The sequence below is a fragment of the Maribacter sp. PR1 genome (assembly GCF_028464145.1).
Taxonomy (GTDB): domain Bacteria; phylum Bacteroidota; class Bacteroidia; order Flavobacteriales; family Flavobacteriaceae; genus Maribacter.
Window position 1 is genome coordinate 112,189 of record NZ_JAQPCG010000001.1, and the last position, 18,781, is coordinate 130,969.

General features: G+C 38.6%; 17 protein-coding genes. 6 read left to right on the top strand and 11 right to left on the bottom strand.

Annotation, left to right across the window (positions count from 1 at the left end; genetic code table 11):
* Positions 1-91 precede the first annotated feature (91 nt).
* Entirely contained in the window at positions 92-1,177 is a 1,086-nt protein-coding gene (locus PP182_RS00510; RefSeq protein ID WP_272649373.1) for a sulfatase-like hydrolase/transferase, read from the bottom strand.
* Positions 1,178-1,385: 208 nt separating this feature from the next.
* Between PP182_RS00510 and PP182_RS00515 the strand changes: the two genes are divergently transcribed.
* From PP182_RS00515 to PP182_RS00525, 3 genes are all read left to right on the top strand, one after another.
* The gene (locus PP182_RS00515) at positions 1,386-1,580 is read left to right on the top strand and encodes a hypothetical protein (protein WP_272649374.1); all 195 of its coding nucleotides are present in this window, start codon (positions 1,386-1,388) and stop codon (positions 1,578-1,580) included.
* Positions 1,581-1,770: 190 nt separating this feature from the next.
* Positions 1,771-4,068, top strand: a complete 2,298-nt coding sequence (locus PP182_RS00520) for an FdhF/YdeP family oxidoreductase (RefSeq protein WP_272649375.1) — start codon at positions 1,771-1,773, stop codon at positions 4,066-4,068.
* Between the two features lie 93 nt (positions 4,069-4,161).
* Positions 4,162-5,553, top strand: coding sequence for an exonuclease domain-containing protein (locus tag PP182_RS00525; RefSeq protein ID WP_272649376.1), 1,392 nt, complete (start codon positions 4,162-4,164; stop codon positions 5,551-5,553).
* 394 nt (positions 5,554-5,947) lie between these two features.
* Here the strand turns inward: PP182_RS00525 and PP182_RS00530 are convergent, their stop codons facing one another.
* The 6 genes from PP182_RS00530 to PP182_RS00555 form a co-directional block, all read right to left on the bottom strand.
* Entirely contained in the window at positions 5,948-6,073 is a 126-nt protein-coding gene (locus PP182_RS00530) for a hypothetical protein (protein ID WP_272649377.1), read from the bottom strand.
* 168 nt (positions 6,074-6,241) lie between these two features.
* Positions 6,242-7,969 (bottom strand): SulP family inorganic anion transporter, encoded by a 1,728-nt coding sequence (locus tag PP182_RS00535; protein ID WP_272649378.1) that lies wholly within the window; start codon positions 7,967-7,969, stop codon positions 6,242-6,244.
* A 31-nt stretch (positions 7,970-8,000) separates the two neighbouring features.
* On the bottom strand, positions 8,001-8,348 hold the full coding sequence (locus tag PP182_RS00540) for a TfoX/Sxy family protein (protein WP_272649379.1): 348 nt from the start codon (positions 8,346-8,348) through the stop codon (positions 8,001-8,003).
* Positions 8,349-8,355: 7 nt separating this feature from the next.
* A complete protein-coding gene (locus PP182_RS00545; RefSeq protein WP_272649380.1) occupies positions 8,356-9,135 on the bottom strand; it encodes an aldose epimerase family protein in 780 nt (259 codons plus the stop codon).
* Between the two features lies 1 nt (position 9,136).
* A complete protein-coding gene (locus tag PP182_RS00550) occupies positions 9,137-10,432 on the bottom strand; it encodes a M20/M25/M40 family metallo-hydrolase (protein ID WP_272649381.1) in 1,296 nt (431 codons plus the stop codon).
* Between the two features lie 152 nt (positions 10,433-10,584).
* Positions 10,585-11,826 (bottom strand): ABC transporter permease, encoded by a 1,242-nt coding sequence (locus tag PP182_RS00555; RefSeq protein WP_272649382.1) that lies wholly within the window; start codon positions 11,824-11,826, stop codon positions 10,585-10,587.
* 3 nt (positions 11,827-11,829) lie between these two features.
* Here PP182_RS00555 and PP182_RS00560 point away from each other — a divergent pair, with 3 nt between their 5' ends.
* The gene (locus PP182_RS00560; RefSeq protein WP_272649975.1) at positions 11,830-13,068 is read left to right on the top strand and encodes an exo-beta-N-acetylmuramidase NamZ family protein; all 1,239 of its coding nucleotides are present in this window, start codon (positions 11,830-11,832) and stop codon (positions 13,066-13,068) included.
* A gap of 6 nt (positions 13,069-13,074) precedes the next feature.
* Here PP182_RS00560 and PP182_RS00565 read toward each other — a convergent pair whose 3' ends face one another.
* Together PP182_RS00565 and PP182_RS00570 are read right to left on the bottom strand one after the other, a co-directional pair.
* Entirely contained in the window at positions 13,075-13,914 is an 840-nt protein-coding gene (locus tag PP182_RS00565) for a sterol desaturase family protein (protein WP_272649383.1), read from the bottom strand.
* A 48-nt stretch (positions 13,915-13,962) separates the two neighbouring features.
* Positions 13,963-14,460 carry a YkgJ family cysteine cluster protein gene (locus tag PP182_RS00570; protein WP_272649384.1) on the bottom strand — a complete coding sequence of 166 codons (498 nt, stop codon included), beginning with the start codon at positions 14,458-14,460 and terminating at the stop codon, positions 13,963-13,965.
* Between the two features lie 77 nt (positions 14,461-14,537).
* On the opposite strand from PP182_RS00570, the gene PP182_RS00575 reads away from it, so the two are divergent.
* Both PP182_RS00575 and PP182_RS00580 read left to right on the top strand, forming a co-directional pair.
* The gene (locus tag PP182_RS00575; protein WP_272649385.1) at positions 14,538-15,242 is read left to right on the top strand and encodes a class I SAM-dependent methyltransferase; all 705 of its coding nucleotides are present in this window, start codon (positions 14,538-14,540) and stop codon (positions 15,240-15,242) included.
* A gap of 45 nt (positions 15,243-15,287) precedes the next feature.
* The gene (locus PP182_RS00580; protein ID WP_272649386.1) at positions 15,288-16,154 is read left to right on the top strand and encodes a hypothetical protein; all 867 of its coding nucleotides are present in this window, start codon (positions 15,288-15,290) and stop codon (positions 16,152-16,154) included.
* Between the two features lie 23 nt (positions 16,155-16,177).
* On the opposite strand, the gene PP182_RS00585 is transcribed toward PP182_RS00580, so the two are convergent.
* Together PP182_RS00585 and PP182_RS00590 are read right to left on the bottom strand one after the other, a co-directional pair.
* A complete protein-coding gene (locus PP182_RS00585; RefSeq protein ID WP_272649387.1) occupies positions 16,178-16,810 on the bottom strand; it encodes a 7-carboxy-7-deazaguanine synthase QueE in 633 nt (210 codons plus the stop codon).
* A 52-nt stretch (positions 16,811-16,862) separates the two neighbouring features.
* Entirely contained in the window at positions 16,863-18,623 is a 1,761-nt protein-coding gene (locus PP182_RS00590; RefSeq protein WP_272649388.1) for a PQQ-dependent sugar dehydrogenase, read from the bottom strand.
* Positions 18,624-18,781 lie beyond the last annotated feature (158 nt).

The window sequence follows — 18,781 nt, forward strand, 5'->3', positions numbered from 1 at the left end:
ACTACCGGTTATCAACTCACTTGAACAAACTCAGAACTTCAATCCAAAGGTGTAGTTCATTTTCTAAAATGGGATTATCCTAAAGTAATAATTAGTTTAAATTCATCTCTTCTCCTTTTTTTGTCGATGTATCTGAGGACACTTTTAGTACTTTCAAAATAGTAGGGGCGATTTGATTACTAAACATTTGCCCCTTATTTATAACTTCACCCTTCGTAATTACACCTTTGCCGAATACGATTAGCCAAACACTACCTGAACCCTGAATATTATTGCCATGACTTTTCCAAGTATCTATGGGAATTGTTCCGCGACCATGGTCCGTAGTGATTATAAATAGGGTGTTATTCCTATAAAATGGGTCTGACTGGGTATACCTCCATAACTCTTTAATAAAACTATCTGTATTATGTGCCGATTTCAAGTAAGCTTCGTAATCACCATCATGAGCAAAATCATCTGTTTCTCCATAGGCTATATATATTAATTTTGGATGATTTTTTTTCATTTCCTCCAAGGCAAAATGATGTGTAAATGCATCCAATCTAACGGAACCCCAGGGACTGGGAATCTCTGTCTGTAATTCGTTTAAAAACAACTCCTTTTCACTTAGGTTTTCGCCAATAGCCCGATCGAACCCAGCATTGACCTTAACCTCGGAGCGACTTTCATTTATGATGTAGGGAAAGACGTCCCAACTTCCAAAAGCCACTACCCTATTTTTAAAGCGAGCATCTTTATTGGCCAACTCCAATACTGTTATATTCGGATTCGGTATTTTATCATTACTGGTTATATGGTCATCATCTGCCCTACCGGTTAAGATTTCATTATATCCTGGATAGGAAAACCACATTGAATTGGTTAAGTCCATTTTATTACCATAAATCCTATTTCCATGAATTTGACCCATGGAAACCACATCGGACCAAATAAAAGGAAGCAAAGCTTCTCTTCTTTCTTCGGCCGATTCTTTCCAAAATGATTCTTTAAGTGCTGCAGTATCCTGAACGTATTGGGTATTAGCAACCAAAAGTGAATCTGCCCCCGTAAATAATTCTTGCCATCGAAAACCGTCCAACGTAATTAGTACAATATTTGTATCGTCCTGTTGCGCGAAAACAGTAGTACTAGAAATCAATAAAAAAAATGATATACTGGACAGAAAAAATTTCATTTTAAAGTGTTGCATAGGACTAAAACTATTAAAAACTGAATTATAATTGAGGTATAAACTGTCAAATAAATTTTATTAACAAGCTATCTTAATAACTTTTTGCGTGCATTTCATCGAAAAAATTGCTCATTTAATCGTTAAACTAAAATCAAAATCTATTTTTGGCCGACCCAACAAAACAATTAGTCATTCTTAGCTAGCATCGTTAATGAAATTATCTCTTTCCAAGTTCCCTGCCCTGGCTTTATTCTCTTTTTTTCTTTTTTTAGTTTCAACATCGTGCAATAAAGAAACTGATTTGGTTTCAGAATTTGTGGTGACAGAGAAACCCGTTTTAAATAATGGTAATCAATTGGCAAAAGAGAATTTAGATTCTTCTACAAAAGACAATGTTTCCTTTTGAAATTTACTATTTCTCCGTACTATCATCAATCCCAAATTACCAAAACATTCATCGTAGTCGATAACACTACCCAATACATCTTTTTCTAAATTATTTTTTCCGCCTTATTTTTTAAAAGTACCCTTAAAATACAATAGGACTAACTTATTCCTTTTGTTTGTAATATCTTAGTGAGAAACCTTTTCTTGTTATGTCTTCCCCTTTTAAAAGAAATATATCCCTTACCGGCGATACTAATTTTACCGGAATAAAACTTACAGACTCCAAAAATTTCGCCGCAGGTCTCCCAGCCATTAAAGTTGCACTACGGCATACATTTAAAGAAATGGGGGCTCTGGAAGCCATTTCTACACTATCGCACATGAATCAAAAAGAGGGATTCGATTGTGCTGGTTGTGCATGGCCGGATCCTGAAAAACCATCCCAACTTGGAGAGTATTGCGAAAATGGAGCTAAAGCCCTTGCTGAAGAGGCTACCTATAAAAAAGTAGATGCCGATTTCTTTAAAACACACAGTGTTGAGGAAATATCAAACTGGTCCGATTTTAAAATAGGCAAAAGCGGAAGAATAACACAACCATTTCTTTTGAAAGAAGATTCTTTACACTACCAACCTATTTCCTGGGAAGATACTTTTAGTTTGATCGCCAAAAACCTCATGGAACTCAATTCTCCTGATGAGGCCATCTTTTATACTTCCGGACGATCTAGCAATGAGGCTGCTTTTCTTTATGGGTTATTTGTTCGTGCCTTTGGAACCAATAACATGCCCGACTGTTCCAATATGTGCCACGAAAGCAGTGGCGTAGCACTATCCGAAACTTTAGGCATAGGAAAGGGTTCAGTAAAACTTGAGGATTTTGAAAACGCAGAGGTGATCACGGTCATAGGACAGAATCCAGGAACCAACCACCCCAGGATGTTATCCGCCTTGGAAAAATGTAAAAATAATGGAGGTCATATAATAAGTGTTAATCCACTGGAAGAAGCTGGATTGATACGATTTAAAGATCCCCAATCCATATCGGGGATTACGCTTGGTTCTGCTTTGACTGATATTCATCTTCAAGTAAAAATAAATGAAGATGTTTCCCTTCTAAAACTTATCATGAAAAGACTAGCTCTTTTGGATGCTGAAAAAAAGGATGTTTTCGATCATAAATTCATCGACCAATATACAGAGGGCTACGAAGGACTATTGGAAGACCTTAACCAGTATTCGGAAAAAGAGCTTTTAGAAAGATGTGGCATAAGTGAAGACAAATTAGAGGAAGCAGTAGCCTTATTGGCTGAAAAAAATAAAATAATTATCTGTTGGGCCATGGGGCTTACCCAACATAAAAATGGTGTAGACAACATTAAGGAATGTGTGAATCTGCTATTGCTCAAAGGAAGTCTGGGAAAACCCGGGTCCGGAACTTGCCCGGTTCGTGGACATAGCAATGTCCAAGGTGATAGAACCGTAGGAATTATGCATCAGGTGTCCGAAGAACTAAATACAACCATAAAAAAAGTATTTGGTTTTACTCCACCGGAAAAGGAAGGATTGGATACGGTCAAAGCCGTGGAGGCTATGCATCAGGGCAAGGCCAAGGTGTTCATTGCTTTGGGCGGAAATTTTGCATCCGCCGTTTCAGATACGCAATACGCGGCAGAAGCCCTTCAAAATTGTTCCTTGACCGTTCAAATAAGTACCAAACTAAACCGTAGTCACTTAGTTACCGGAAAAACCGCATTGATTCTTCCTACTTTGGGGAGGTCCGAAAAAGATTCAAAAAATGGTAAAGACCGATTTTTAACCGTGGAAAACAGTATGGGTAAGGTGCATAGATCCAAGGGTGTTTTAAAACCTAAATCTGACCAATTAAAAAGCGAGCCCGAAATAGTAGGTGGTATCGCAGATGCCTACTTTATGGGACAACATCCCGTAGCTTGGAAGGAACTAGCTGGGGACTATGACCAAATACGTAAAAAAATGTCCCAGACCTTACAGGGTTTTGAAGAAGTCCAAAAGGCATCTGAAGGTACCGGATATTATCTACCGAACAACGTTAGGGATCTAGACTTTAACAAACTAAAAAACGGGAAGGCCCAATTTAGCATTTGTAAGAGGGCCGCCCATAATCTCAAATCCAATGAGTTTCTTTTAATGACCATTAGGTCGCATGATCAGTTCAACACCACTATTTACGGTCTAAACGATAGGTATAGAGGAATAAAAAACGAACGTAGGGTCGTTTTCATGAACAAGGTCGATATGCAAAAGATAGGCTTTAATCCCATGGATGTTGTGGACCTTGTTAGTAACTACGAGAATATTGAAAGAAGGGCAAAGCAATTTTTGGTGATTCCCTATAACATTCCAAAAGGGAATCTTGGCGCTTATTTTCCCGAAGCTAATATGGTTGTTCCGCATAATCACTATGCGGAAAAAAGTAATACTCCGATTAGTAAATCAATCGTTGTTCATCTGGAAAAATACAAATAGGTACTATTCCCTAGTTCCACCTTCCAAATGAAATTGGATTACCATTTTTCAAAATAAATGGTCTAACTTTAATGGGTAAGTTTCAATTATATCTTGTACTGCATCGTTGACATAGAAACCACCGGGAACGGCATCAAAGGAAATCGCATTACCGAAATATCCATTTTTAAATATGATGGGCATGAAGTTATCGATGAGTTTACCTCTTTGGTAAACCCGGAGTGTGAAATCCCCTATTTTATTACCGGACTTACTGGAATTGATAATGATATGGTTAGGAATGCCCCTAAGTTATTGGAAATTGCACCTAAAATATTGGATATTACTTCTGAATCGATTTTCGTTGCCCACAGCGTCAATTTTGATTACAATGTGATAAAGAATGAATTTCAACAAATAGGTCTTGAATTCGTAAGAAAGAAATTATGTACGGTAAGATTGTCCCGAAAACTAATTCCTGGATATAATTCCTATAGTCTTGGAAAACTATGTTCTTCTGTGGGAATCCCATTGTCCGATAGGCATAGAGCCAGGGGCGATGCCCATGCTACCATGTTATTGTTCCATAAATTATTGAGATGCCATGGGGCGGAACAAGTATTTAAATCCTTTTTGAATGCAAGGTCACAAGAAGCTACATTACCACCATCACTCCCCAAAACGGAATTTGAAAAATTACCCTCCACACCTGGAATCTACTATTTTAAGGACCAAAAGGGAAACATTATTTATGTAGGTAAAGCCCTAAATATAAAAAAGCGCGTATTAAGTCATTTTTACGATAAGTCTACTAAAGAAATCTCACTTTGCCGTGAGACTGCTTATCTAGATTTTCAAGAAACCGGAAATGAACTTATTGCTCTATTACAGGAATCCTCGGAAATAAAAAAACATTACCCCAAATACAACAGGGCCCAAAAAAGAAGGGTACAGAAATATGCCATCTTTAGCTATGAAGATAGAAGCGGTATCCTTCACTTGGCATACAACAAAATAAAAATGGCTCCTAACCCACTCCTAGTTTTTTATAATATTTCCGAGTGTAGGGAATTTTTAGAAAAGCTTTGTGAGGCATTTGAACTTTGTGCCAAATATTGTCACCTACAGGATAATGTTGCCACATGTTCCCATTTTAGAATTAAGCAGTGCATTGGAATTTGTTCTGATTTAAAATATCTTGAAAATTACAACGAAAGAGTAAATAGCGCCATCCAATCATTGACAGAATCGAGGTCCGACTATATAATTAAGGTCAAAGGAAGAAATTCAGAAGAGGAAGCTTTCGTACTTGCCAGAGAGAGCCTATATATTGGTTTTGGTTTCGTGCCCAAGGATTCTGCACCTTTAGCTCCAGATGATATTGAAACATTTTTAATCAGACAGAATAATACTTTGGAAACGCAGCGTATTGTTGAAGCATTTATAAGAAAAAACCCTTCAAAGGTTTCAAGTTTTGACCCATTCAAAGAATGTTTGTTGAATTAGTCTTTCATTTTATGATACATCCGAATCACAAAATAAAGCCAAAGGACAAAGATTGCACCAACTATCAAGGAATAGATTAATACGACCTCCACTATTCCCTATATTTTAAATAGTTCATAAAACCTAGAATAGTTGGCGCCCAAAAGGCTATAAAAATTGCTTCCAATTTATTTCCTCTTAAGAACATAACTTCGGAAACAATAATAATAGAAAGAACAACTAAGAGCATGATAAAGTTCATTACTCCGATACGTTTAATAAAACTCTTTATCATACCTGCAATACAATCTTACTTAAAGGAATTAATAATAATTCGCCTTCAAAAGATATAAATCTTAAGACCCTTTTAAAAATACAAAATAATTTAATCTCTCTATGGTAGATGTTCAAGTTCTTATTTACCCTTGCCACTGTTCATTAGACTAAGCAGCACCAAAACCAAAGCGACCACAACTGCAGCAAAAACCCCAATCATTATAATACCGTTACTCCAATTCACTAAGGGAATTACCTCTTTCATATTTATTTAATTTAGAATTGTTCATTAATCTTCAACATGGATTCCTACTTATTTTCAATATCGAAGAACCCTAATAAAGATTTGCAGGTAAAAATAGATGCCCGCTCCATTGAATTTTATGATTTATATCATAAGTTGAAGTAGGTAGTACGATTTTGGTACATACAATTATTTGGTTTTCTTGTTTTCATAAGCCACCTTGGCTCCTAAGGTTGATAACTGATCGGCGTTATCGAAAAAGTCCACGGCCTCTTGCGTCTTTACAAATAAAAATTCCTTTTGAAGTTCGTTAATAATACTACTTGTAAAAATAATGTCGCGCATAGGTCCTATTGCTCCGGCAATATAAAACTGCAGTCCCTTTTCATGGATTTCATGAATTAACTTTGAAAGCACATCAGCTGCGGTGGCATCTATATAGGTAATTGCTTCCGCATTCAAAATCACCGCTTTTAGTGCCGACCCCTTGCCCTTTATCTGTTTTAGTAATTCTTTCTTAAAATAAGCCGAATTACCAAAATAAAGCTGGGAATCGAACCGGATTATTAATATATCCTTCCTAATAATGACCTCATCGTCAAATCTCTTGATATTCTTATAATAATCGGAGCCTTTTACATTTCCAAGTTCCGCAAAATGTGGTTTTGACGTGCGATACACCATTAATAGTAAAGCTAATAGTACCCCTACGACGATTCCTTGTGTTATTCCAATAAATAGGGTTACCAAAAATGTAACCATCAACACTGTAAACTCATCCTTCCTGTCTATCCATAATGATTTGGCATAATTAACATCAATAAGGCCAAAAACAGATACCATAATAATACTGGCCAATACAGTAATTGGAAGATACTGGAATACTGGTGTTAAGAACAAAAGCGTCAACACAACTAAGGTTACACTAAAAAAGCCGGACAAATTGGTTTTTGCACCAGACTCCTGATTGATTGCCGACCTGGAGAAGCTGGCTGTAGAGGTATATCCCTGAAAAAATGAACCCACCATATTAGCGGCTCCTAAAGCTATCAATTCCTTGTTGGGATCAATGGTTTCTTCCCCACTTTTAGTTTCCATAGCCTTACCAATAGAAATGGTTTCTAAGTAACCTACTAAGGACAAGGCTATGGCCATGGGCCAAAGATTTTTAAAATTTTCAAAATTCAAATTGGGGATTGTAAGGGAAGGTAGCCCCTTTGGCACTTCGCCCACCAATTTCATTCCATACTTTCCTAAACCAAGATAATATACCGCCAGAATTCCAAGTAACACCACCAATAATATGGCTGGGAAGCTTTTCTTCCACCTTTTGAACCCGAGTATACATAAAATCCCAATTATACCAATAACCAAATCCAGCGGGTTTGTATCTCCCAATCTCCCTAAGGTTTCTATAAGTATTTCATGAAAATGATCATTGGTGGGTACGGTTATTCCCAAAAGATGTTTTAATTGACTCACAATAATTATCATCGCAGCAGCCGAAGTAAATCCACTGATTACAGGCTTGGATAAAAAATTCACTAAAAAGCCCATTCTAAATATCCCGAGCAAAAATTGGGTAGCTCCAACCAATAACACCAATACAATTACGGTAGCAATGTAGTTTTCTATCCCAGAAATGGACAATGATCCTAGCGCTGCGGCTACCAACAATGAATCCATGGCCACTGGACCTACCGCCACCTTTCTTGATGTTCCCAAAAAGACATAGGTCAAAACCGGGAAAAGTGCCGTATAAAGGCCATAGACCGGGGGCAATCCGGCTATCATAGCGTAGGCCATACCCTGAGGTACCAGAACGATGCCAACGGTAAGCCCTGCAATAAGGTCCTTGGTAAAATAGGCTTTTTTATAGCTTGATGCCCATTCCAAAAAAGGTAGAAAACGCTTCACTTCTCAAAGTTAATTAAATAAAAAGCCTTTTTTAATCCTGCAGAAGTAACTTGTTAAACGCTAAGGCTTTCTCTACCCAAAAATCCAAGTCCTCCTCGGTATCGAAACCCTCGGGATATATATACAGGAAGCCTCGCATGGGTCTCCCGGTAAAGTCCATCTTTTTACTTCCCTCCTTCGTAAGTAATTCCTCGTAATTTAATTTACCCACACGAACCATGAGTCGGTCTTGTTGGTTGTCCTTATCGATATCAATTCCTATGCACATTTTCCCGTTGACCATAAAAAGATATCCACCCATCATTTTTTTCTCTTCCAACACCCCTGTTCCTTTTAGTTGGCGTCTTACCCTATCTACTACGTATTCACTATAGGCCATAATATTTTTATATAGGAATAAATGATACTTTAAATACTTTAGGTTTCACACGCTCTAAGAAATCAAATCCATCATTAAGATTGATTTGTTTAACTGCGTAGGGATAAAAGGTTATCGGCTCTATACATACCATATTTTCCACCTCTGTCCAAAGCATAAAATGATTGAAACCCTCCGTCCTAATCAATAGTTCTCTTACGTCCCTTAAGGTTATCGTGGATTGGCTAGGTATCTGAAGCGCCCTACTCCCCACAGCCATAACTTCAGGGATTGTAACCACTTTTTCACCTGCTATGATTTCTACTGATTCTGAGGTCAATTTAAATGCCGGGTGATATCCCAACATAAAAGGCATTCCTTCTTCACCATTGATTTTAAATTGTATTTCTAAACCCTGATCATTCAAAAAAAATATTTTTTTGAAGGTAAAGTCATAAGGCCAGGAAAGGTTTTCCGCAGAGGATTTGTTAGGATACTTAGAATTCCCAACCAAGGTATTAGCAAGATACTTTTTAATGAACACAGCTTTTGTTTCCGATGCTATGTGGGTTTCATATTGCATTTCCCGTAAGAGACCATGTTGATCTTGGATGGCCATACCGCGTGGCGTATTTACCTTAAAACCGGCCTCGTTGGTCGGACCTATAGTGGGAAACATCTCAGTATCGGAATTTCGCCAACCGGGGCTACCTTTTTGATGGATAAATTCATGTCCTTCCACTTGATAGCCAACCAATTCGCCTTGATCGATTCGAACTTCTTGATTGCCTAATTTAAGTATGGTCATACTATTCGTTTATTAACCTATAAATAAGTATCGCCGTTCTTTTGGTCAAAGCTTCAATGGTTTTTAGATTTACGGTTTCCTCGGGTGTATGTGCTCCTGAACCCATGGTCCCAAGACCATCCAAACAATCTACATACTGTGCCACGAAAGAAGTATCCGCGGCTCCTCTTTTCCCTGGGTCATATGCCAATACTTCACCTTGACCCAGATCTAGACTTACTTTGTTCAACTTCTTTAAAAGTTCCTTGTTACCTTCTGTGGGCCCCATGGCCGGATAACTGTCCGTAAAAGAAATAGTTGCCGATGTCCTAGGCAAATTATTGGAGACAACAGTTCTCATTTTATCCCTTGTCCTTTCTTTTTGATCCTCCGAAATAAATCGAAGCCCGCCTCGTACCTCCGCTTTTTGTGCCACAACGTTCGTCTTACCAAAAACAGTACCCTTACTTGTTTTGTCATCAAAGGTTACAAAAGTACCTCCAATCAACGTTCCCGGATTAAAGGTTAATAGATCTTCTCCTTTCACATCCCTATAAAACTCGTGCAATATCCGAGACATTTCAAATATAGCCCCGGCTCCTGTATTTTCACTAAAAATTCCTGAAGAGTGTGCTCGCTTTCCTTCCACTTCTACCTTCCAACCGGAAGAACCACGCCGGGCAACTGTTGCATAATTAAACCCTGTGGAAGTCTCAAAGCCCAACGCTATATCGCTGCGTTTGGCTGCATCGATCAAATCCTTACGACTTATACTTAAAGGGTCTCCAGTGCTTTCTTCATCCCCTGTAAAGGCCACTATGATTTGTGCATCGTCTAGCAGGTTATTTTCCTTTAAGGCTTTCATAGCATATAAAATAATAACATCCCCTCCTTTCATATCATTACCACCCGGAGCGTGTGCAATGCTATCATTGACCATGCTAAAAGTTTGAAAGGGGCTATCTTCTTCAAAAACCGTATCCAAATGACCTATCAATAATAATTTTTTACCCTGAGACCCTTGGGTTTCAGCAAAAAGATGTCCCGCCCTGTTCATTTCCTTTGGCATGGGAATCCAATCGGTTTGAAATCCGAGTGCATCAAAGGCAGTACTAAACTCTGACCCCACCTTTTTTACACCTTCCAAATTAAGAGTACCACTATTGATATTTACAACCTTTTCCAAGAAGTCGATGGCCTCGCTATTATTGGCTTCAATACTTCTAATGATTTTTCTTTCTGTTCTCGAAAGTTTTTGACAAAAGGCACTGTGTGTAGTAGTAATTATAACTAGTAGGAATAGTATTTTTTTTATCATTTCTCCTGGTTTAATTGATAATCGTGGATTCATTATTTAGAAGTTTGACACACTGAGGGTATTTCGCTTTAAATAGTCCTTAGTCATATCAAAGCATTTCTTCAAATGTACCTAAAACACGTTAAAATGAAATAGAACCCAATTAAATAGAATCATTCGAAACGAATTGCCTTGACCGGCGTTATTTTGGTAATGATATAGGATGGAATCAATAACATTAACAAACACAAGAACAGCACACCGATATTCAATGAGAGAATGGTAAAAAGATTAATGTGCACAGGAATATATTCAATATAGTATTCTTCTGGGTTTGGAAACTTAAATAATTTAAATCTATCCTGAAGAAAAATAAACCCAAGACCAATCAGATTTCCCCAAAAAAGACCTATCCCGATCAGATAGGCGGCATTATATAAAAAAACCTTGCGTATACTCCAATTGGTAGATCCCAAAGCTTTTAGAATGCCAATCATTGGGGTGCGCTCCAAAATTAAAACGAGAAGGGCGGTTATCATATTAATACCTCCCACGATAACCATTATACCAATGATCAAGGCAATATTGAAATCGAACAGCCCTATCCATTCAAATATTTTATAATACTTGTCCTTTAAGGTAGTAGTGTTTAAGTTGGATATTGTTTTATTATAGATTTCGGCACTTTTCAGATCGATATCCTCAAAACTTTGCAGGAAAACTTCAAAGTTACCCACTTCGTCATCTTCCCATTTGTTCATTTGTTGAATGTGACGGATATCAATAAAAATATATTTGCTATCAATCTCCTCAAATCCACTGTCATAGATACCAACAATATTGAATTTTCGTTGATTTGGAATTTTATTGGTGTCATCATCCCTAAGAAAAAAGGTAAAAAATGAATCGCCCACCCCTAATTTCAAGCGATTGGCCGTAATACTGGAAATCAAGACGTCCGAATTCAATACTCCATCGTAATCTGGTAATTTGCCCTCTACCAAATACTCTTCCATGGGCGTCCAATAATAGTCTTTGCCAACTCCTTTGGCAATGACTCCCTCAAAGGTATCTTCTGTACGGATAATGCCTCCTTTTGTCGCTACTGCCTGGATATGTAATATACCCTTGATATCGTTGAACTTTGGGTAAAACTCTTGATTGGTGGAAACGGGTACCACCGATACTTCAGAACGATTATTATCGTAATTGGAAATCTGTACATGACCATTAAAGGCCGTAACTTTCTCCCTAATCTTATATTTAAGCCCAACACCTGTGGCTATGGCAATAAGCATCATGATAACACCAATGGAAATCGCCGCTATCGCTATTTTTATTATTGGCGCGGAAATACTAATTTTATGTTCCTTACCCGTAATAAGCCGTTTGGCAATAAAATATTCTAAGTTCAAATGATGTTATTTTTAGACCAACTCAAAAATACCCTTTTTTTATCTTTTTTGATTTGCCTATCCTGTGGAAACTCGGGAAAAAAAAGTGTAGAACAATCAGATAAAGGCACAACAACCAAAGTCGAAAAAAGTTATGCCCCAATAACGGTTGCAGCCAATAGGACCAATGAATACACCCCCTTGCTGAAAGGTAAATCCGTTGGAATCGTGGCGAATCAGACTTCCGTTATTTTTACGGATTCGGGTTATACCCATTTGGTAGATTCCCTTTTATCAATGGATATTGATATCAAAAAAGTATTCTCTCCGGAACATGGTTTTAGGGGCAAAGCGGATGCGGGAGAAAAAGTAGAAGACGGTATTGACCAACAAACAGGATTGCCTATTGTTTCTTTATATGGAAAAAACAGAAAGCCTTCTGCGGATCAATTAAAAGGTCTAGATGTTGTGCTTTTTGATATCCAGGATGCTGGTACCAGATTTTATACCTATATCGCCACCTTACAACTCATTATGGAGGCTTGTGCCGATAGCAATATTCCTGTAATTGTTTTGGATAGGCCGAATCCCAACGCCCATTATGTCGATGGACCCACCATGAAAAAAGAACATTTTGGTTTTTTAGGAATGAATGAAATACCGTTGGTTTATGGTATGTCCATTGGTGAATATGCCAATATGATCAATGAGGAAGGATGGCTTAAAAGTTCTGAAAAAACGGATTTGACGGTAATCCCTTTAGAAAACTGGACCCACGAATCCGTTTATCATTTACCCATTAGACCTTCACCAAATTTACCAAACGATATAGCTATAAACCTGTATCCCAGTCTTGGCCTTTTCGAGGGTACCCATGTGAATGCAGGACGGGGAACAGAGTATCAATTTCAGCGATATGGTGCTTCCTTTATGGATTCTACCGCCTACAGTTTCTCCTATATACCGGAACCGAATTTTGGCTCCAAATACCCCAAAGAAGAAGGGAAAATCTGCTATGGAAAAGACCTTTCCAATACCTCGAGAATAAACCAAGTATCCTTGCGGTGGATATTGGATGCCTATAACAACACAAAGGACAAGAGTTTATTTTTTCTCACTGCTGGATTCACCAAACACGCCGGAACTGCCGAACTTCAAAAACAGATTGAAGCCGGACTTTCCGAGGAAGAAATAAAGAAATCTTGGCAAGAAGATTTAGAAAAATTCAAAAAAATTCGAGGTAAATATTTAATGTATGATTAGTTCAATTCAGTCTTTATCCAAAATGGTTGTAGGTCGCCTATAGGTATGAAAAGGCTGTTTTAAAAGACCCTGGATACTTGAATTCTCTTTTTCATCGGGAAAGGTGTCCACTCCGTAGACAATAGCATCCCTGTCCAAATATCTGTAAGTCCCCAATAATCGGTCCCAAATGGAAAAAATATTTCCATAGTTACTATCCGTATAGGGTAATACATAATGATGATGTACTTTGTGCATATCCGGGGAGACCACGACCCAACTCAAAAATTTATCGATTTTTCGTGGGAGCTTAATGTTGGCATGATTGAATTGTGACAATACCACCGAAAGACTCTGATAAAGCATTATTATCCCGATTGGGGCACCCACTACAAAAACTCCGACCAATGTAAAAACATATCTTATCAAAGATTCTAAGGGGTGGTGTCTATTAGCAGTGGTCGTATCCACATGGTGATCGGAATGATGCACCAAATGAACCATCCATAATGGTTTTACCTTGTGCTCTACCCAATGGGCTAAATAAGCACCAATAAAATCCAACAACATTAATCCCAATACTACATACAACCACAAGGGCATGTTCGGTAACCAATTGATAATACCGAAATCATTGGCTATGGTCCAGTCCGATGTTTTTAAAAGAAGAAAAGCCAAGGGAAAATTGACGATAATTGTGGTAAGGGTAAAAAAGAAATTAGGAAGGGCATGTCGCCATTTTCCATACCTAACCGTGAACAAGGGAACGATTCCCTCCAAAACCCAAAAAAAGGTAATTCCCCCTACAAGTATCAGGGATCGATGTAAGGAAGGAATGTTTTCAAAATATTGGATCAACTGCTCCATAAACTAAATATACAAAATTGGAATGTTTAATTGCATTTAGCGGAGAGTTCAAAAAATAGGAATACGACGTTTCATTTCCTCTACGATATTATAAGCTGCCGGGCAAATGGCTACATTTTTAATGGTCAAATGACTAATTTGCTGAAACTTTTTCCTATCCGTATGCGGAAACTCCTTGCATGCCTTGGGACGTACATCATAGATAGAACAATAATTATCCTGACCTAAAAAAGCACAGGGAACTTCTTGTAAAATATAATCGTTCTCTTCATCTATTCGTAAATAGGTATCTATAAATTCCTGGGGCTTTTGCTTAAAATGTTTCGCAATTCTCTCAATATCGGAATTGGTAAATAATGGTCCTGTGGTTTTGCAGCAATTGGCACAGGTAAGACAGTCCGTTCGTTCAAATTCCTGATCGTGCAATTCCTGCATTATAGAGTCCAATTTCTTTGGTGGCCTCCTTTTCAACTTGGCAAAGAATTTCTTGTTTTCCGGTTTTTTATCCGATGCCCGTTGTGGGAGTTTTTGCAGCACTTTTTCCATCTTCGAATTTTTCTCCTCAAAACTAGGCAAGTCGTTTTAAAAAGGAGATTTTTGTAAAATAAAAATTAAAAAGATCAATGGACATTTTGGGCAAGGCCTTGATGGATTACCATAATCGTTCATATACGGAGGAGATTATTACTCATTCTTCTTTAGACGAAGAAGATGTACTTCCCCTACCCTACATGTTTCGGGAATACAAACAAATGCCTGTGCTGGAACAGGTAGCGCTAAACCATTGTAAAGGAGAAATTTTGGATGTGGGTTGTGGTGCTGGAAGCCATAGTCTTTACTTACAGAAAAATGGATTCAACGTTACAGGATTAGACAAATCACCAGGCGCTATATCCGTCTGCAAACAAAGGGGGATATTGAAAACAATTAACAAAGATTTTCTTGGTATAGAAAAAATGCAGTTCGACACCTTATTATTCTTAATGAATGGAATAGGAATTGCAGGCAAACTAAAAAATCTGGACCGATTTTTGAACCAAATAAAATTAGTATTACGTCCAGAGGGTCAAGTTTTGCTAGATTCCAGTGATATTTTATATATGTTTAAGGCCGATGATGACGGAGGGTATTGGATACCTGATGATTTGAGTTATTATGGGGAAGTAACCTTTAAAATGACCTATAAGAATGAAGAAAGTGAACCTTTTGAGTGGTTGTACGTAGATTTTAACACCTTAAGTAGGGCAGCCAATTTTAATGGAATGGCGTGTGAACTTATAAAGGAAGGGGAACATAGCGACTATTTAGCACGTTTAACCTTTAAATAATACTAGTACCTTATCTTTATCGTTTTACTTAGGAAAAAATAGATTATGAAAGAACTTAGGATTTTGTATATGCTGGTGTTTGGGTTTTTAGCATTTTCATGCTCTAAAGATTCCGAACCAGAAGTGGTTATAGATAAGTCGGCCAATTTATTATCGGCAGGAGATTCAGCAAATGATATCCTATCCAACGAGACTTATGACAAAATCCAAATAGAAATTGCCTATGTTACTGGATTTAGACCTACTGTTACGGCAATTTCTGATTTTACGGATTTCTTAAACCAACATACCTTTAAACAAAATATTGAAATAATATACAATGAACTAGAATCCCCTAACGAAGAAAATTTAACCTTGCAGAAGGTTGCAGAATTAGAAAAAGAAAATAGAACGGCCTACAGCAGTGGGGATACCTTAGCAATATATATCTATTTTGCAGATTCCCCTTCCGAGGACGATGATGAGGATGAGGGTTTAGTTACTTTAGGGGCAGTTTATAGAAATACATCCATGATTATTCATGAAATTACCATTCGTAAGTTGGCCAGCCAAAGCCTTGCTATTTCCAATGCGGATGTAGAGGCTGCGACCCTAAATCATGAATCTGGACACTTATTTGGGCTTGTAAATTTAGGCACTACCGCATTATCTGACCATGAGGATACAGAGGCGGAGAACCATTGCAACGTTGATGGTTGCCTTATGCGTGCAGAACTACAATTTACACTTTCCGGAAAATCCAAATATGACCCTTTAACTGGTGTCTATGCGAAAAATCAGAATCCGGCCTGCATACTTTCAGGAGCCACTATCATGAGTTTATTAAGTCCTACAAAAACAGGTAAAACTGTTGAAGTACCTGGACTGGACGCTGCTTGCATAGCGGATATTCAAGGAAACGGCGGACGATAAAACGCCATTTTCTATCCTAAAGATCAAGGTATATTTAAGTATTTATGCGTCTGTAAGGAAACCTTCCATTTTGGATTTTTCATTACATAATCCACAATCATTGGGGTAACCTTATCCCGAACACTCCATTCAGGCTGTAAATACAGAATACAGTCCTTATTCGTCAAGGCAGCCTGCTCTTCGGCGAAAATTAAATCATGTTTATTATAAACGATGACTTTAAGTTCATGCGCTTCATTATAAATTCGACCAACCGGAAGTTTGTTTTTTTTTGGTGAAAGACAAATCCAATCCCAGTCTCCCGTTAGCGGATACGCTCCAGATGTCTCAATATGCGTTTTAAGGTTTCTGCCCTTTAACCTATCGGTTAACGGTCCCATATCCCAAGTAAGAGGTTCTCCCCCTGTAACCACAATGGTATCCGAGTATTTGGCGGCATTTTCAACAATGAGTTCGATATCGGTTGGCGGATGCGTTTCGGCATTCCAACTTTCCTTTACATCACACCAATGACAACCTACGTCGCACCCTCCTACTCGAATGAAATAAGCTGCAGTACCTTTGTGAAATCCTTCGCCTTGAATCGTATAGAATTCCTCCATCAACGGGAGTAGCAGTCCCTTATCCACCAACGCCATGGTATCCTTTTTTTCCATTCGGCAAAGATAAGAAAAGACATGGGCATAGTTTCAGCGGAGCGAACCAATTTTAGGATGAAGCGGCTTCTCCTTCAATGCAATCCACCACCTTGTAGACCTTGCCGTCATATTTGGTGAAAAGATAGAGCTCGCCCACGCCGTCCATGCCCCATCTAAGGTCTACCCGGGCACCGCCCAACAAGGCATCAAAGGTAGTGGCCTCTCCGCCTAGGAGAAATTCCATTTTTTGGATGGATGCTTGATGGCCACTCTGTACACTATCGACATCTGCGATAAAAAGGGTGCCACGTGGAATATCCCCAAAGAGATATTTGCCTTGTAATTGTCCTAACTTTCCATAATACACATAGCCCCCAGAAACAGCATTGCCCTCGTCATGGTCATATTGTATGATGGGATAGGCGAAGCCCTTGTCATCTTTGGGAAGTGGATAGACAACCTCAGTATTGGCACCGGAATCAAATACAAAGGTACCCTCCCTATTCGGCCAACCGTAATTACGCCCTTTTTCCACAAGGTTCACTTCCTCAACACTATGTCTGCCTATGTTGGAAACATACATGCGTTGCGCATCCAAAGCATCCCAAGAAATCCGATGGGGATTCCTGAATCCGTAAGCCCATATTTCTGGGATGCCCTCCTTATTCCCTACAAATGGATTATTGGACGGAATTCCATATTGACCATTGGTGCTGTTTCTTCCCAAGGGGTCTATACGAATCACCGACCCCCATATTTGGTCCTTTTGGCCAACCAATTGAGGCTGATTAGCATATATGGCCCCTCCATCACCAACGCAAAGGTATAGGCGTCCGTAATCGGAATCCCCCCTTTTTGCAAAAGGATTGAAGGAAACCTCTTGAAATCCGTGCACGGTACCTATCATATCTATTCGTAGTAGTTCCCTTTTTGATCCCTTGAACCGTAAAGCTCCGGGATTTTCGGTCTTCCATTCGGTAAGGACCCATTGCAACCCTACCTTTAAACTATCTGGCAGTGCGAAATCAGCTTCTTGTGTATGGGCCGGATCCGTATGGGTGGAATATAGCAGACCGTTTTCCTCAAAATTTGGGTGAAAATCAAAACTGCCCAAACCGGTTCCAAAACCCGGGATATTGATGAATTTGGGTAACTGCTGGGCCATGTCCAGATACGGTTTGACTTGGGAACCCTTGACCTCATATAAAATCCCATTAAGATCCGAAATGAAAAGTCGTTCACCAATAGAGGAAGGCAAGGCCGCCAATTTATTGATACGGGCCTTAGGGTGATGGTCCGCACTGGCGGGTACTTGAAATACCTCTTCTAAAACCAACAAGAGATTAGACTGGGTTATTTTTTCTGTAATGGGGTCCGTTATGGCCCCTGGTCTTTTCTTCTTGCTCTTTATTTCTGCCTCTGAAAACTTATGAATAAATCCCAATAATGCTTCCAATTCATCCACCGAAAAATGTTCAAAAGCAGGCATATAGCTCCTGTAGTTTTCGTAAAGCCGAACGCTTCTTTCATCACCAGCCTCTATTTTTTTCTTGGGGTTTTTTATAAAATCGATAAGCCAAGCCTTGTTCACTTTACCTGTAACACCAGCCAAATTTGGACCTATGATATCAGCATTAAAATCATGGCAACTGGCACAATGCATATTGAACAATTGCATACCCTCCTGCACGGATAGTTCATCTTGCTGGTAGTTGTCTACTAGGTCCTCTTTATCTTGACTCGTCTTTTCGCCATTGCTTTTACAGGAAAAAAGGACGAGACTGAGGCCGAAAAGCATGGAAATCTGCCTCTTTGGTATAAAAAATAACATATTCCTAATTTAAATGATATGTCGCTAAAGCAAGGTTAAACCCTTTTCAGCGCACTAAACATAATGATTTCACTTGATTTTTGAGGGCTTGCAACCCACACTGTACGAACCCTAAGATACATATAGCAACATAAATACGATATATAGGACTGGTGCTT